Source organism: Endozoicomonas sp. SCSIO W0465, from assembly GCF_023716865.1.
In the GTDB taxonomy this organism is placed as follows: Bacteria; Pseudomonadota; Gammaproteobacteria; order Pseudomonadales; family Endozoicomonadaceae; genus Endozoicomonas.
Genome location: NZ_CP092417.1, coordinates 4,210,909 through 4,225,324, shown reverse-complemented (window position 1 = coordinate 4,225,324; position 14,416 = coordinate 4,210,909). Strand labels below are relative to the sequence as shown.

Here is a 14,416-nt window from a genome sequence, read left to right as displayed (position 1 = left end):
AAAAATGACCGTTAATATTCTAAAAACAGTAAAAATCCTGGCCAGTTCAGCGGTATTAGCATCAGCTGCACTGCTGGTTGGCTGTGGTCAGTCTGACGATGAAAACGGCCCCCTGAAGGTGGGTGTGATGGCGGGGCCTGAGGCCGATGTGATGAAAGTGGCCGTAGATATCGCCAGCAAAGACCACAATGTGGCTGTGGAGCTGGTTGAGTTCTCTGACTATGTGTCGCCAAACGTAGCGCTGTCGGATGGCAGTATTGATGCCAATGCATTCCAGCATCGTCCCTACCTGGACAGTATGGTTCGTGACCGGGGCTTCAAGCTGGTTGCCGTTGGTAATACCTTTGTTTATCCCATTGCCGCCTATTCCAAAACGCTGAAAGCCATCAGTGAGCTGAAAGATGGTGCCACAATCGCTATTCCGAACGATCCCAGTAATGAAGGCCGCACACTGATTCTTCTCCATCAGCGTGGTTTCATTAAGCTGAACGATGTGAATAATCTGGAAGCAACGCCGGCAGATATCATTGAGAATCCACGCAACTTCCGGTTTATTGAGCTGGATGCGGCTCAGCTGCCCCGCTCACTGGATGATGTGGATATGGCCTTTATCAATAACACCTATGCAGTACCTGCGGGCTACACCCCAACCCGTGATGCCCTGCTGGTGGAAGATAAGGATTCTCCTTATGTGAACATCATCGTTACCCGTGAAGATAATCAGGAAGACCCTCGGGTGCTGGCCCTGGTTAAGTCTTATCAGACGGATGCTGTTGAAGCGAAAGCTGCAGAACTGTTTAAAGGAAGTTCTGTTGCCGGCTGGAAGTAAATTTTCCAAATGGCTGGAAGCGGTTAGCTTCCAGCCTTACTTATTTTTTGTGGCTTGGAGGCCATTAATCAGGGTTAATCCTTCATTCAAGGTTAATATCATCCGTCTCTTCTGCGATTCAGATACCATTGGCTGCCTGGTTCGCGCTTGTTCTTGCTGTAAAACCCCGCTTTGGTTTCGGTCCGTGTAAGCGCTATTGTTTTCTATGCTTGGCTGAAACGGCAGATAGTTTGAAACCTGTCGAGCGGAACGATAAATCCAGCTTTTGATTTTGTGGTTGACAAGGAATCTGAAATAGTTTGGAAATACAAGTTAATCTATGGAATACCCAAACGCAGCAGAAGGTCCTCCCTTACCCTTCTACCAGGTGGGTAAATGCCGCTAAAGCCTCCGGGTCCCCATGTTTGATTTTATTGGCAATGACATAATGGAAAAAGTAATGGAAATCTTTATGATCCTGAGCAGCAAACAGGCATTCATCGCCCGGTAGAACCGGAGTGTTTTCAACCTTCTTGTCATCGGCCACCATGGCCATAACCCGACCATCGTTGTATAGACGCCAGCTGGTCACATGAACCAGAACAATCGTTTTAAACTGGTCGTCGGTCAGAATGGCATGGGTACCAATGGTGTCAGGGATTTCCTGAATAATAACCGCTTCATCAGATTCTAATGGTGGGTAGTAATTGGCTGTGTTTTCCAGCTCCGCAACCTTGTGTTCCGGTACGTCAAAAAAAGCATGGTCGTGTATCTTGTCAAAGTAACCTTCCCAGTGGCCATTCAATGGATCATTGAGCTCCCGTGCGGGCACCACCTTATTTAGCCAGGGGATAAGGGCGTCTACTGTACCGTCTTTCATTAGTGCCCAGCAGAGAATTTTCATGCTGAACAGCTTGCCCGGATTGGCATCATTGCTGTAGAGCATTTCCATACCATCCAGTTCCGGAGCAATGCGGATGATCTGATGAAGGTTAACCTCGTCCAGAGGCTTACGGGTGAACATATCGATGACATTGCCACTATTATCATCGGGCTGATTGTTATCTTCAGGTGCTTTGGCCATGAACAATCCCGGGTAAAGCTCAGTTGTGTAAAAATGAAGGAGTTCATAGCCCATATCGGCATGGTCGCACCATCCTGCACTATTCTGCACTATGGGTTGAAGCGGGTGGGACTGTGTTATGAGATGAGAAAGGGGGGGGGGGGAGCAAAGCAGCAGAGGGAACGACGTAGAGTGACAAAGCAAGCTTTCCCCGATACGATCTGTTGTACTAAAGGCTCCGTAAAACGGGGTTGTCATGTAGATAATCGGCCAAAAACTACACGGTTCAGACTACCTGCCTGAAACTGGTTCAAAAATAAGGTTCCTGCTGGCTACATTGTTAAGGAGTGTTCCATGACAGAATTGAAGCTGGATTCATTTGATGAAGGTCTGAACGTTGCCGTCATTGGAGCTTCCGGTGCCATTGGCAAGGCCATGATTCATTTACTGGATCAGGTGGCAAAAGTTAACCGGATTTATGCTTTTTCACGCAGCGGTGTTGCCCTGGACCCAGCAAACAAAACCGATTTTCAGTACATGGACCTTCTGGATGAAAGCAGTATTGCCAATGGCGCAGAGCAAATCGCAGACCCGTTGGATCTGGTGATAATCACCACCGGTATTCTCCATGAAGGGGAGAGCCTTAAGCCAGAAAAATGTATCAAAGATTTCCAGCCCGATCACTTTGCCAGAATCTTTGCCATCAATACCACCGGGCCTGCCATGGTTGCTAAATACTTCCTTCCCAAGGTGGCCAGAAACCGCAAGAATGTGTTCGCGGTGTTATCCGGCAGAGTGGGCAGCATTTCTGATAACCAATTGGGCGGCTGGTATGCCTATCGGGCTTCAAAGGCAGCGCTGAATATGATCATCAAGACGTTGGCCATCGAAATCGCCAGGAAAAACAAATCATCGATTATTGTTGGATTGCATCCGGGAACAGTTGATAGTCGCTTGTCAATGCCGTTTCAGTCCGGAGTGCCTGAAGGCAAACTCTTTTCGGCGGACTTTGCGGCAGAACAGCTCCTGAAAGTGATAGACCAGCTGTCACCAGGTGACAGTGGACACATGGTTGCCTGGGATGGAGAGAGACTGCCTTTCTGATGATTGTTTGTTAACGCTGATATCATGGCGACAGTAATACCTAAAGGAGATGAGATGGTTATTATTCACTGGTTTCGTCAGGATCTCAGGTTGTCTGATAACCCCTCCCTGTTCGAGGCCGCTGGAAATGGTCAGGTGCTTCCTGTCTTTATCCTGGATGATCATTCTGCCGGTCAATGGGCTCCCGGCAGGGCCAGCCGCTGGTGGCTGCACCACTCACTTGAAGCATTGAACGACGCTCTCAATGGTCAGTTACTGGTTCTTCAGGGGGATGCAAGGAAAGTACTCCGTGAAGTGGCGCAGGAATATAAGGTCGATGCCGTTTACTGGAATCGTTGCTATGAACCCTGGAGGATCCAGCGGGATCAGCACATCAAGCAAACACTGCGAAATGACGGCCTGGAAGTCAAAAGCTTCAATGGTTCCCTGCTCTGGGAACCGTGGACCGTGCTAAAAAAGGATGGCACCCCCTACAAGGTATTTACGCCCTATTATCGCAAAGGGTGTTTGGTGTCTGAGCCACCACGTGAACCGTTGCCGGTACCTCCAAAAATCAGGTGGGTTGCTAAAACCTCAAACAATGATCTTGATGGTTTGGACCTTTTGCCCTCAGAAGGTCTGGTATCCGGGCAAAATCATGACTCTCCGGGTGGGCGAAAGCCGGTACGCTGGGATCACAAATTGTATGCCCACTGGTGTGAACAGGGCAGAGGGATTGGTGAGCTTGCTGCACAAATCAAACTTCAGGATTTTCTGGGTATAGGCCTGAATGGGTATAAAGAAGGGCGTGATTTTCCTGCAAGACAGAGCATTTCAAAACTGTCTGCCCATCTGCACTTTGGTGAGGTATCTCCTAATCAGGTCTGGCACGCATCAGCTGTTGCGGCAAACGATGGCAATGTGGAGACAGATCTGGACTGTTTTCACTCAGAGCTGGGCTGGCGTGAGTTTTCGCACTACCTGCTTTACCACTTTCCAACACTGCCGGAGCAAAATTTTCAGCCAAAGTTTGACGGTTTTCCCTGGCAGGATGACCCGAAAATACTCAAGCGATGGCAGAAGGGGCTGACCGGTATTCCCATTGTGGATGCCGGCATGCGGGAATTGTGGCAAACCGGTTTTATGCACAACCGGGTGAGAATGATTGTGGGCTCGTTTCTGGTCAAAAACCTGCTACAGCAATGGCGGCATGGGGAAGCCTGGTTCTGGGACTGTCTGGTGGATGCCGATCTGGCCAGCAACTCGGCAAGCTGGCAGTGGGTGGCCGGTTCTGGAGCGGATGCAGCCCCCTATTTCCGAATTTTTAATCCCGTTACCCAGGGGCAAAAGTTTGATCCCGATGGCGATTACATAAGGCAATATGTGCCTGAGCTTTCCGGGTTACCGAATAAGTTCTTGTTTGCTCCCTGGGAGGCACCGTCCAGTGTGTTGGAGCAATCGGGTGTTGTCCTGGGGGATCATTACCCTGAACCGGTTGTTGATCTGAAATTTTCCCGGGGCAGAGCTCTGGACGGTTGGCAGGCAATAAAATAATTGCAGGCTCGTTATGCACAAGATAGTGAAAGGGAACAAAATCATCAAAGATCGGAAACAGTGAAGGGCCATTTTCCTCCTGAAGCGGTAAGGCAACAGTCAGCCTCCTAGTGCAAAAAAAGCGCTAATACCCATACAGCCAGACCCCTCGTTCCCATGCTCTGCGTGGGAATGCATACCGGAGCCTGCCAGATGCAAAACAATCTATTTATGCCCGGAATCATGAGAGTTTAATGGAGACCCACAGTTCCACAGAGGCCCGGTATGCATTCCCACGGGGGACCGTGGGAACGAGGTGCTTGTGTATGTATAACAACGCTTGGCTGCACTAGTGGTCTGCTCTACCGGACTTCAGTCAACGTCGATATTGGCAGAGAGGCATCAATCACTGTCCTGTCACAAGCTTTTGGTCCAAAATGTTCCTTAAGCAACAGGTTGCACTGATGCTGGTTGTTTTTATGTTTTTCCATGTTAGCGGTAAAGTCATCCAGCCAATTTTTCTCTGTGTCGTTTTCCGCCAGAAATTTCATAAACTCCACTGTGGTCAAGTGGCTAACAGCTACATTATGATGACTCAAACAGTGTCTGGCTATGGTTAACTTGCCTTCTTCTGAGCATTCTCCCCAGAATTTATGCACATAATCCCGGAGCTCTTTCAGGAATTCTCTATAAAAATAAGCTCTGTAAGTTTTCATATTATTCAGAGCCAGTTCATCCGATTCAGGGCATGCTGTTGAATTATCTTTTGTATCCGAATCCGTCTTGCCGCAATCGTCATGTTTATCCTCGTTGTTGCTATTGACCCCGAAATCTATGTAGTGATTATCGGGTTGCGGGAACATAACAAGGTTCATAACATTTAAAATCAACGCCACAACCGCTTCCCGGGGAAAATCCTTGTGCACGCGGTAACTGAGATTAAATAACCTTTCAAATGGATTACCTTGTTGCCCCGGATATCTTCCTTCTTGCAGAAAGATGGTTCTGAAATCAAGATATAAATCTCTGAAATCTTTGATTTTGTGATCATAAAATTCCGGATTGTTTCTGACAAAACTTATTGCATTGCCAATATTTGTCAATCTAATACCAAAGAGTCCATTAACTATCTTACAAAGTAGATGTGGATAAGTCCTGATGATTTCTTCAATATTTTTGGACAGAATATCTCGGGTTAAATCATCCAAAGGTGTCTTGGAGTAGCGCAGATAATGAGATTTCTCCATCACCCTAAGCCATTGTGCCAGGTTGAACTCATTCTGCTGATTAATGCATGACTGATATATGATTCGGGAAAGTCGACGTGTACTGTCAAATATTGTGCCATCAAGGTCATTTTCAGGGCAAAAGCGAATAGTATCTAATACCGATGATGGAAACCGCTGGCCTTCAAAAGAACAATAAGTGAAAAAAACATTGTCAATAGTGGCGTTACATAACAACTCTACATTGAGTTTACAATTTTTGAATGAAACGCGTTCCAACACTGTACCATTCATTGAGCAGTCGCTGAGATCAAAACCCTTTATTCTATATTGCAACCCCTTGAGCTTCAAACCATCCAGTGAATTCAGCTTTCCCTCGAACAGTTGTGGGTTTTTCTCAAATAGAAATTGAATGTTCTTTTCACCACAAAGGCTGACGAGTTTTTTGATGTTTTTATCAACCTTGCTGTATTCATCGGTTAATTCATAGAAACGGAATGACCAGGAGTGCGGAAAAAGCTGTTCCAATGGGCGTCCGTTCGGCCAGTGGCTATAGCGCTTACTCAGTGTATGCAACAGAAGTTGCTGATCTTTGGGGGAACTGATCTTGAATTTATCCAACTCATCAAGCAAGGAAAGAGGATTCAAGAAACGAATCTCCTGTTTCTCATTTCCCTCAATCACTCTGTGGTAATCCTGCGCTGATTGCGCAATGATTTTCTGATTGCGCGTGTGGGCATCCACTTCGGGGCATAACTCAAAAAGATGCTCGAGATCTGGAAAAATACTGCCATCCAGACGACCGAGTGCTTCAGGTTTAAACACCATAGCAATGGGCCCTGCATATTCTCTCTCGCACTCCATCTGATTGTTCACCATAAGTCGGGAAAATACACATTGAGTGTCGTAATTCATTCTGTATTCCATACCTACGATGTTTCCAGAAGGCTCCACCCCCATCTGAGAACGTCGCTCAAAAGAGCTCAGAGCCGCTTCATTTTTCAAACTATTGATCAGAACCTGTGTACTGTCCCGGTCCTGGTCGGGAATAAAGTTTATATTGTGCCCGGGGCAGAACCGTTGAGCTGGATTTGTCCTAATGTTATGGGGCAACCCGGGAAGGTAATGCACCAGGCGTCCTGTGCGAATACGACAATGGACCTCCCAATCGAATGGGTCATCGTCACTGAGGTTCAGAAGCGTTTTTAAAAACTTCTTTTTGCTGGTATTTACCGGAGTATTGATATCCGCAGCCACGGCAAGGTTCATATCCCCCAGGCAACCGTGATAGTCGGCCAGGGCGTCCAGCCATTGCTCTTCAAGGTCGCCGGCATTGGGTCGCCCCCCCTCAATGCCCAGCCCTGACAGTTCATTGAACAATGCCTCAACCACTGCTTTACTGTGACCGGGAAGGGTGATGATCAGTTGATGTTCAAAGGTAAGGGCATAAGGCAGCTTGGGAGGAAAAAACAGAATACTGCCAGTCTTTACAGTGGCCGTTTCGAGCTCAACCCCTTGTATCGGTGAGTCAGCCAGGTAGGAAGCTTTAAGGTGTTGCGGATTCAAATAATTGACACTCTGGCCGGTCAGCCTGGCAAAACCGTGGCTGAATTCAGCCAAATGTACTTTTGCTTCAACCTCTTCACCCAATCTTGAACTGACTCGCGCGGGAAAACCAGGAGCAGGCAGGGTGGGATTAATGGTTGGTAATTCTTCAATAGACGGCAGGTCAGTGGCTAGCGACGTCCGGCACTTTTTAACAATATCCTGCAGGGTCATCACGGTCAGATCAATAACAGGGTGATCACCTTTGTGCCATCTTTCTTTATCGCGGGTTAACTGCGCTGCCATGCCGTTGCACTGAGAGGCCAGGGTGGTCAGGTCACCGCGCCAGTCGCGGTAATCGTCGTTCAGGGTGTTCAGGGTCATGTTGGTATATTTAACCCTCCTGGCCAGATGGTGCAATCCCCGTTCCAGAGCCAGGTTATCGGCCAGTTGGTTGCCAGCCTCCCGGGACAGCTTGAGAGACATCCGGGTGATGGGTTGACCATCGGCATCCAGTAACTGGTTAACGCAGATCTGGTCGCCCTGGATATCCCGACCTTTGACCGGCAGCCAACCGCCCCGGATACCCGCCGCCTCTATCGCCTTGTATTCCGCCATGGAGACCCGCTCACCCGCCTCCAGGCTGTTGGGCAGGCGGGTGGTAAGCCAGGCAATACGGTCATGAACGGTCTGCCGTAACCAGCTGCGGTCACCGGGCAGAAAACCGCTGTGTTCAATGAGTCGGTTCAGGGCTTGCCAGTCAACCTGGCGCAGGATTTTTTTCAGGGTATGGCCCAAAAAGTCATCATCCAATTGCGCAAGAATATCGATGCAGGGGTTGTCAATCGGGAAGGAGTTCATTGGTGGAGCCAGCGGGTCCCGCAGTTTTTTTAGCAGCACGGGCATGGAGGAAAAATCATCCGCTTCGGGCGCAGGCTCCGGTTTGTCAGAACAGGGGTAGCGAGTAGCCAGCCCGGCACAATCCCAGTGGAACATTACCGGCTCCCCTTCCGGGGTCAGTTCAATGCCCTCCCAGGCGCTGTTAACCATATTTTCATTGCCGACAATGACATTAACCAGCAATAATCTGGCCCACTGCTCCGAAGACAAAGAGCGTAGCGCTTCCTCCCCGCCTTTGAGCTTACCCTGCCATTTGACGGGGACATGGCTGACCACATAAAAGCAACCCTGTTCCTGATGGATAAAGCTTTCGGGTACGGTGATGCCCAGCAGCCGGGCGAGCCTGGCCATCAGTAGCTGGTTTTGCGCACTTAACTCACAGCTCGTCTGTTTGAGGTAATAAACCTGTTGGGTAACGGGGTCGTTATACAGCCCCGTCTGCCAGCTACCCTGGCATCCTTCCATACCCGCACTGTGCGGGACCAGTTTTGCCAGGGAGAAGGCCGGTTCCGATGGTTCTGTCAAGTGTTCGGTAAAGGGCGTGATTAACCCCCGGATAACAGCGGACTGCCTGGCTATGCTAAAAAGCTGATAACTGAATGGTGAAGGATGATGCTCCCACTGCTTTTTAGTGTGCTCACAACAGCTGGCGGTACCGATGCGGAAGAAATGTTCGCGGTTTGCGTCACTATCCAGTAAATCTATTGGATACCAAAGGTCACCCTGCCCGGCAATCACCCGGCAGGCCTCTTTGGCCAGCTTGCGCCAGTCTTGCCGATGGTTATCATCCTGACAGCCGGCAAAACACTCCAGCCGGTCCATATAAAAGCGGGGTCTTACCCGCATAACATCCAGTGTATCCGCATCGTGGAGGAGACTGCGCAGGGTCTGTATTGCCTCTGGTAGATGCTGGCAGCTTCTGGGGTTATCCTTGTGGCGAATCGCTTCACCACACTGCCAGGCCAGGGACTGCTCCGTGCCACAGTTGCGCAGGTGTTCACTCAGGTTGTCACCACTGGCCTGTTCCCACTCCACCGTGTCTTCCCCATCGCCTTCACGGCCAGTGTCATGAAACAGGCAGGCTTTGATCAGCAGTGGTACCATGTGGTCGGGGAAGGCCAGCGCCTGGGGATCGTTCTGCTGTTTACGCAGCTGCAATAGGCATAATGCCCAGATCGCCGTTCGACAACTGTGCTGGAGACCATGGACAGGCCGGGCAATGGCCTGATCGTGAGGCGCAAAACCTGATGGGAGATAGTTCTGAAGCAAGGCAGTTTTCACCACCTTAGTAGATTCGATCAATGATCGATCAATTACCCGCAAGTTGGGCAATTCAGTTGCGACTTTAGTGATTTTCAGCTTCTTTTTTGCAGGCTCAAAGGTCCCCGTTGCCTGTGCTGATTTGGTGATTTTAATAGCTTCTAGCTTATGCCCGGGCTTGCCGTTGAAATCAGGGTTGACTGGCAAAGATCGCTTCAAAGTAGCAATACCTGGCATCATGACATCCTCATTACTACCAACTTCTCTGGCAAAAGCAGTGACTGTCATAACAGACTGGCCAGTTAAACCAGCACAATCTTCAAAAGACGTTTTATTGGTTCCATCTACAGACTTGATTCCGATCGGGTCCATGTTTGATGCCTCTCCTGGCTGTCCATGCAGAACAGATGTACATGATAAAAATGAATTAACGCATCTTTAGATTGTTTATCGCATAGTTAGTTCCATTCCCTGCCATTATTGGCGGTTGAAACCGCAAGTGCAGAGCTTATACATCAGCCTGAAAAGTCCACGGTCTACTGCTTTTGGTGGAAATGATATGGTTGCACGTTTGTTCAGTTGCAGTAATAGATTATTATTCGAATCAAAGGGCGGGAGCTGCCCAGAGTTTCCTCAACAGAGCAGGCAGGCGTTGCTGCTACCTGTCCGTCAAAGCTGTCAGAGTATGCTATTTCGTTTAATCAACCCTGATATAAATACTGAGTGGGTTGTGTTTAGAGAGGAACTTTTATCAGCAAGAATACTCATAATTTATAACTTCTCAGAATTCTGAAGCTCTGAACTCCGTCCGGGCTGAGCGGTCGAAGCCTTGGAGCTCCATCCGCCTCTTCGACTGCGCTCAAGATGTAAAGAAATGAGAAATTATTTCGCTGCAGCCGCCGCTTGAATTGAGGAAGCTTGCTGAGGTGTAATGCCAGCTAAAGCATTCTCTGGCACAAAATCATGAAAATCCAGCAATGATTGTAGTGTATCAGCGAATATTTTTGCATCCCCACTGCCTATGAATTCCTTCAGTACCAGTCTGCTCAGACTTGCCTCAGACCGTTGGTCATAATAGTTTTTTTGAATCGCATACTTTAAGTAATTAATCGAGATGGATTTATCCGGACGTATCTGGCAAAGTTTATCAAGAAATCGATTTAACTTACCGTCTACACCCTCACTGTCTCCACCCTCTGCAATCGCCAGACTCGTATTTGACATATCGCTGAATCTGGAATCGATACACTCTTCACACAGGATCTTAATAGCTGCCTTCCACTGGATATTTCGTTTCGACAGTTCCGGTTTTTCATAACCCCAAGAATCTGTTACTACATGCTCTGAATTAATATCCGCACCAAATTTACACATTTCTTTTGCAAATTGTTTGGCAAGAGGATTGCCATCACACATTTTAAAACGAGAATGAATGCTATTAAATGCTTTAATCATATTGTTCAAATCAACTGCCAGATTAAAACAATTACTTTTCTCCATGATTCTTTGAATTTGATTTTCTTGCGGACAAATGGATGCTTGTCTTTCACAAACCGGATTTTCTGTGCCGGTGCCAACAGCGTTGGGGAATTTCCCCTTCAGATAATTTTCCACTTTAACTGCAACTACAGAGCCTTCCTCATGGGAAAGGTTATCCACCATTAATTTAAAAGCAGTGAAAACTGCATTATTAATTGATACATCATTATTTCCATGCATTTTTTTAATTTCCTCATTATTGTTAGGAGTTTTGTGGTATTAGGGCTTACTTAAGACTAACTCAGCAGATAATGCGCTCATCTTGACTGGCAGGAAAAAATGTCCACTAATCACGCCTGAATTTACAGCAAAATAGATTGGATAAAATGCAATTTAGCCTTAATAACTCCCAGTCCTCATATATTGACCAGCAAAATAAAAACAAGTTCATTTTTCTAAGCGGCCCTGCAAGGGTCAATCCATTAAGTGAAATGGATATCTCTTGGATACATTAGTAATATCTCGACTTTAGAGTTTTAAGAGCACAATAGTTCCGGCGCATAATCTGCTAAAAGCAACCATCCCCAATGACGAAATTCGAGATGGTTGCCATGCTCACTTCAGATCATCAAGTAATCCTCAGGGAGCTCGCTTCATATACAACCTTTCTTGCTGGAGCGCTATCATCAACTGCAGTACCAACGTTCTGCGAACTGCTGTTCGGTTGCATGCTTTCAGCCGACGGCTTTGTTACACAGGCGTTGTTAACAATTGATTTTCATTGTGTGTGGAGCAGCTACCACCACTGGCTATCTCAGGGCAAGTGGCAATGGAAGAACTTGGCACGCCACTTGATCCGTCTGGTCTGCTCCAAAGCTCCTGAGAATCAACCTGTGGTCCTGGGGCTTGATGACTGGGTAATCGAACGGTTTTCCGACAAAGCCCCTGCTTGTCGTACACATCATCAACACAGCAAGAAACGCAATCGGCCGACGTACATCTGGGGGCAGTGTTGGGTTTCCCTGGCCATCATATTTGAGCGGGCTGCAGATGAAGTATTTACCGCCATACCGGTGATCTCATTTCCGACACCAGCTTCAGGTAACACCAGCAAACTGAAAATTGCCGTGGCCATGCTCAGGGTGGTACGCAATGAAGTGAAGGATCGAGTGCTACGCCTGCTAACCGATTGCTGGTATATGAACTGGACACTGATAAAGCCAGCTCTGGAAATGAACATAGAAGTTGTTGGTCAGATACCTTCAAATCGGGCCCTCTATGCTTTGCCGCCAGCACCCACCGTAAAGAAGCGAGGGCGCCCAAAAAAGTACGGCATCAAGATGACGACAGAACAGGTTAAGAAACTGCCGGAAGAAAAAGCAACAGTATGGATGTACGGCAAATTTCGCAAAATACGTTATCGTACCCTGATCTGTCGCGCCAGATTCCTTAAAGGTCGTGAAGTACGCGTCGTCTGGAGTCGCTTTGAAAATGACAAAGGTCTGACCGAAAGCAGAATATTCATCTCGACCAATCCGGAACTTGAGGGACTGGAGGTGCTTCGTGCCTATTCCCGGAGATGGCCGGTAGAGCCAATGTTTCACCAACTCAAACATGCTTTTGGCTGTTGCCATTTATGGCAGCAGAAATTGCGAACACTGCTTCGATGGATGCATTTGAAAATGGCAGGCTATGCATTATTGCAGTTATTAACCGTTTGTAAAAATCAGGCATGTCTGAATATTTCTCGGATACCCTGGAGAAGCCCGGATACAACCACTGCAGGCATGATGAAAATTGCTCTTTCAGGAATTATTCCGAGGTTCTCTATTCGCAAGGGCTGGAACAGATATAAGCAAAAATATGAGTTCAATTTTCGCGATCTGATCGACCAGTTAATACCGGATAATTCAGAAGCAGCATAACTAGTTCTCGTCCAAAAACGCATCAGGCAATCATAATTAGATTGTACGTGCGTTTTGATATTTCCTGAAATTCCAGAGAGCCGCAAAAACTCTTCCCTTTTTTTCTCTAATCTGGGACGGATATTGGAGAAAAACGCGAAAAGCAGGCAGAAAACATCCTCCCACCATGCTGGAAAGGTACTTTCATGTAGCGTGGAGGTGGCTATCAGGATGGTGCCGGGTGTCTGGCCAGAATCACCAGGTTGTAACAGACCACCGATATAACCAGCAATGAGAATCAAAACGCTCAGAACCCTTGCAGTGGCAACGTGATAGCCCAAAACATCTCTTTAGCCACGAAATTCCCGCTTCAATACCTGCCCGGAAGCGAAAGAGCGTTTTATACACATACTGACTTTTAGTCATCTCTTCGACTTCAAGTCCGCGCTTCTTATTAAAAGCTACATCGCTGATTCCCATGGCCTTGGCTTTTTCCAAATTAGCGCGACACGCGTATCCGCCGTCACCGCTTGTCTGGCGAGGTACACGACCATAAATTTCTTTTTGTCTTTCCATCATCGGAATGAATTGGTCCGAATCCGCTGGGTTACCTTCCTCAATAACCAGGTCCAGGATCAATCGACTTTTTCCCTGAACCAGGTTCAGTTTATGGCCATACTGTACTTGCCGCCTGTCTTTTACGATGATATCCGTATGGGGTTCATACAGGCTAACCACTTTTTCCTGGGCTGGCACCTTTTCACCCTTAAAGACCCTGCGCTCTGTCTGGGAGACTATTGCATCCACCAGGGGTAACAGGTGATCCACATCGGCCTGCCACTTGTCGGCATCATCAGCCAGGAGACACTGCCCCTGCTGACGGGCGTTTGCTAGCGTGACAGTAGCTTCGATAAGTACCTTCCGGGATTTTCGGGTCAACTGCAGCAGTTTTTTATAATGCTGATGCCGCTCTTCTTTGCCAGCGTAGATGCATTTTCTGGCCGCATCTTTTACGGCTCGGTTGTGATGGGTATATTCATAAAGCGGTGTCGCTGTCAGTGTTTGTCCCCGTTCCAGCAGCCGACAAATTTCTTTAACGGAACTGGCTAAAAGATCACTGTCGCAAGGAGGTTTGATATCCGATTCGGTGACTGTGCTGTCAATAGCCACAGTGCGCCCTTTTTCAATACCCTGATCTTTAGCGGTCATTAGCTGACAGTTATTAATCCGTTCCCATGTAGATGCAGTAAGAAGGCTGATGAGCCCATGCAAACTGGAGCGACTGGGGCGCTGGTTTGGTTCGAGGCGACAAAAGTCTCGAAAGAGCATGGAGTCCATCAAACAAACGACAAGTAGTCATAATCACAATTCAAATACTGTTTCAGGAGTGCCGCACGAAGAACGGATTCTGCTGATAGTCCGTTCCGCCCAGTGTTCTGTTTATCACCAGAACTTAAGTCCTCATAAATCCAGTCATTGAACTGTGGATGGGCGTCAAGCCATTGCGAGATACCGGAAAGCTGGGAGCAGATTTCATGAGGTACGTAATGGAGTTCCATACTACACTGCGGGTTGCGTTTTTTGCGCATTTGGAGTCCTCTGTTTTTGGCAATCC

11 protein-coding genes are annotated in these 14,416 nt (G+C 47.8%); 6 read left to right on the top strand and 5 right to left on the bottom strand.

Annotation, left to right across the window (positions count from 1 at the left end; genetic code table 11):
• Positions 1 to 4 precede the first annotated feature (4 nt).
• Entirely contained in the window at positions 5 to 829 is an 825-nt protein-coding gene (locus MJO57_RS19085; protein ID WP_252017935.1) for a MetQ/NlpA family ABC transporter substrate-binding protein, read from the top strand.
• A gap of 352 nt (positions 830 to 1,181) precedes the next feature.
• On the opposite strand, the gene MJO57_RS19080 is transcribed toward MJO57_RS19085, so the two are convergent.
• Complete coding sequence (locus MJO57_RS19080) at positions 1,182 to 1,946, bottom strand: hypothetical protein (RefSeq protein WP_252017933.1); 765 nt, start codon at positions 1,944 to 1,946, stop codon at positions 1,182 to 1,184.
• A gap of 279 nt (positions 1,947 to 2,225) precedes the next feature.
• Here MJO57_RS19080 and MJO57_RS19075 point away from each other — a divergent pair, with 279 nt between their 5' ends.
• Both MJO57_RS19075 and MJO57_RS19070 read left to right on the top strand, forming a co-directional pair.
• Complete coding sequence (locus tag MJO57_RS19075; RefSeq protein ID WP_252017931.1) at positions 2,226 to 2,975, top strand: SDR family NAD(P)-dependent oxidoreductase; 750 nt, start codon at positions 2,226 to 2,228, stop codon at positions 2,973 to 2,975.
• Between the two features lie 24 nt (positions 2,976 to 2,999).
• Positions 3,000 to 4,508, top strand: a complete 1,509-nt coding sequence (locus tag MJO57_RS19070; RefSeq protein ID WP_252017929.1) for a deoxyribodipyrimidine photo-lyase — start codon at positions 3,000 to 3,002, stop codon at positions 4,506 to 4,508.
• Positions 4,509 to 4,849: 341 nt separating this feature from the next.
• Here MJO57_RS19070 and MJO57_RS19065 read toward each other — a convergent pair whose 3' ends face one another.
• Positions 4,850 to 8,896: a hypothetical protein gene (locus MJO57_RS19065; protein ID WP_252017927.1), complete on the bottom strand. Its 4,047-nt coding sequence runs from the start codon at positions 8,894 to 8,896 to the stop codon at positions 4,850 to 4,852.
• A gap of 168 nt (positions 8,897 to 9,064) precedes the next feature.
• Here MJO57_RS19065 and MJO57_RS19060 point away from each other — a divergent pair, with 168 nt between their 5' ends.
• Together MJO57_RS19060 and MJO57_RS19055 are read left to right on the top strand one after the other, a co-directional pair.
• The gene (locus MJO57_RS19060) at positions 9,065 to 9,319 is read left to right on the top strand and encodes a hypothetical protein (protein WP_252017925.1); all 255 of its coding nucleotides are present in this window, start codon (positions 9,065 to 9,067) and stop codon (positions 9,317 to 9,319) included.
• 163 nt (positions 9,320 to 9,482) lie between these two features.
• Positions 9,483 to 9,860: a hypothetical protein gene (locus tag MJO57_RS19055; protein ID WP_252017924.1), complete on the top strand. Its 378-nt coding sequence runs from the start codon at positions 9,483 to 9,485 to the stop codon at positions 9,858 to 9,860.
• Positions 9,861 to 10,300: 440 nt separating this feature from the next.
• On the opposite strand, the gene MJO57_RS19050 is transcribed toward MJO57_RS19055, so the two are convergent.
• The gene (locus MJO57_RS19050; protein WP_252017923.1) at positions 10,301 to 11,137 is read right to left on the bottom strand and encodes a hypothetical protein; all 837 of its coding nucleotides are present in this window, start codon (positions 11,135 to 11,137) and stop codon (positions 10,301 to 10,303) included.
• A 347-nt stretch (positions 11,138 to 11,484) separates the two neighbouring features.
• On the opposite strand from MJO57_RS19050, the gene MJO57_RS19045 reads away from it, so the two are divergent.
• Positions 11,485 to 12,822 (top strand): transposase, encoded by a 1,338-nt coding sequence (locus MJO57_RS19045; RefSeq protein WP_252017304.1) that lies wholly within the window; start codon positions 11,485 to 11,487, stop codon positions 12,820 to 12,822.
• A gap of 234 nt (positions 12,823 to 13,056) precedes the next feature.
• Here the strand turns inward: MJO57_RS19045 and MJO57_RS19040 are convergent, their stop codons facing one another.
• Positions 13,057 to 14,139, bottom strand: coding sequence for an ISNCY family transposase (locus MJO57_RS19040; protein WP_252027065.1), 1,083 nt, complete (start codon positions 14,137 to 14,139; stop codon positions 13,057 to 13,059).
• Positions 14,139 to 14,390: a hypothetical protein gene (locus MJO57_RS19035; RefSeq protein ID WP_252017922.1), complete on the bottom strand. Its 252-nt coding sequence runs from the start codon at positions 14,388 to 14,390 to the stop codon at positions 14,139 to 14,141. Before MJO57_RS19035 ends, MJO57_RS19040 begins: the two co-directional genes overlap by 1 nt.
• Positions 14,391 to 14,416: the final 26 nt, after the last annotated feature.

What these genes read in the sequence shown, in the direction of transcription:
- MJO57_RS19070 (WP_252017929.1), top strand. Translation starts at nt 3,000, where the DNA reads ATGGCGACAGTAATACCTAAAGGAGATGAGATGGTTATTATTCACTGG.
- MJO57_RS19075 (WP_252017931.1), top strand. Translation starts at nt 2,226, where the DNA reads ATGACAGAATTGAAGCTGGATTCATTTGATGAAGGTCTGAACGTTGCC.
- MJO57_RS19050 (WP_252017923.1), bottom strand. Translation starts at nt 11,137, where the DNA reads ATGCATGGAAATAATGATGTATCAATTAATAATGCAGTTTTCACTGCT.
- MJO57_RS19040 (WP_252027065.1), bottom strand. Translation starts at nt 14,139, where the DNA reads ATGGACTCCATGCTCTTTCGAGACTTTTGTCGCCTCGAACCAAACCAG.
- MJO57_RS19045 (WP_252017304.1), top strand. Translation starts at nt 11,485, where the DNA reads ATGACGAAATTCGAGATGGTTGCCATGCTCACTTCAGATCATCAAGTA.
- MJO57_RS19060 (WP_252017925.1), top strand. Translation starts at nt 9,065, where the DNA reads ATGCTGGCAGCTTCTGGGGTTATCCTTGTGGCGAATCGCTTCACCACA.
- MJO57_RS19080 (WP_252017933.1), bottom strand. Translation starts at nt 1,946, where the DNA reads ATGGGCTATGAACTCCTTCATTTTTACACAACTGAGCTTTACCCGGGA.
- MJO57_RS19035 (WP_252017922.1), bottom strand. Translation starts at nt 14,390, where the DNA reads ATGCGCAAAAAACGCAACCCGCAGTGTAGTATGGAACTCCATTACGTA.
- MJO57_RS19085 (WP_252017935.1), top strand. Translation starts at nt 5, where the DNA reads ATGACCGTTAATATTCTAAAAACAGTAAAAATCCTGGCCAGTTCAGCG.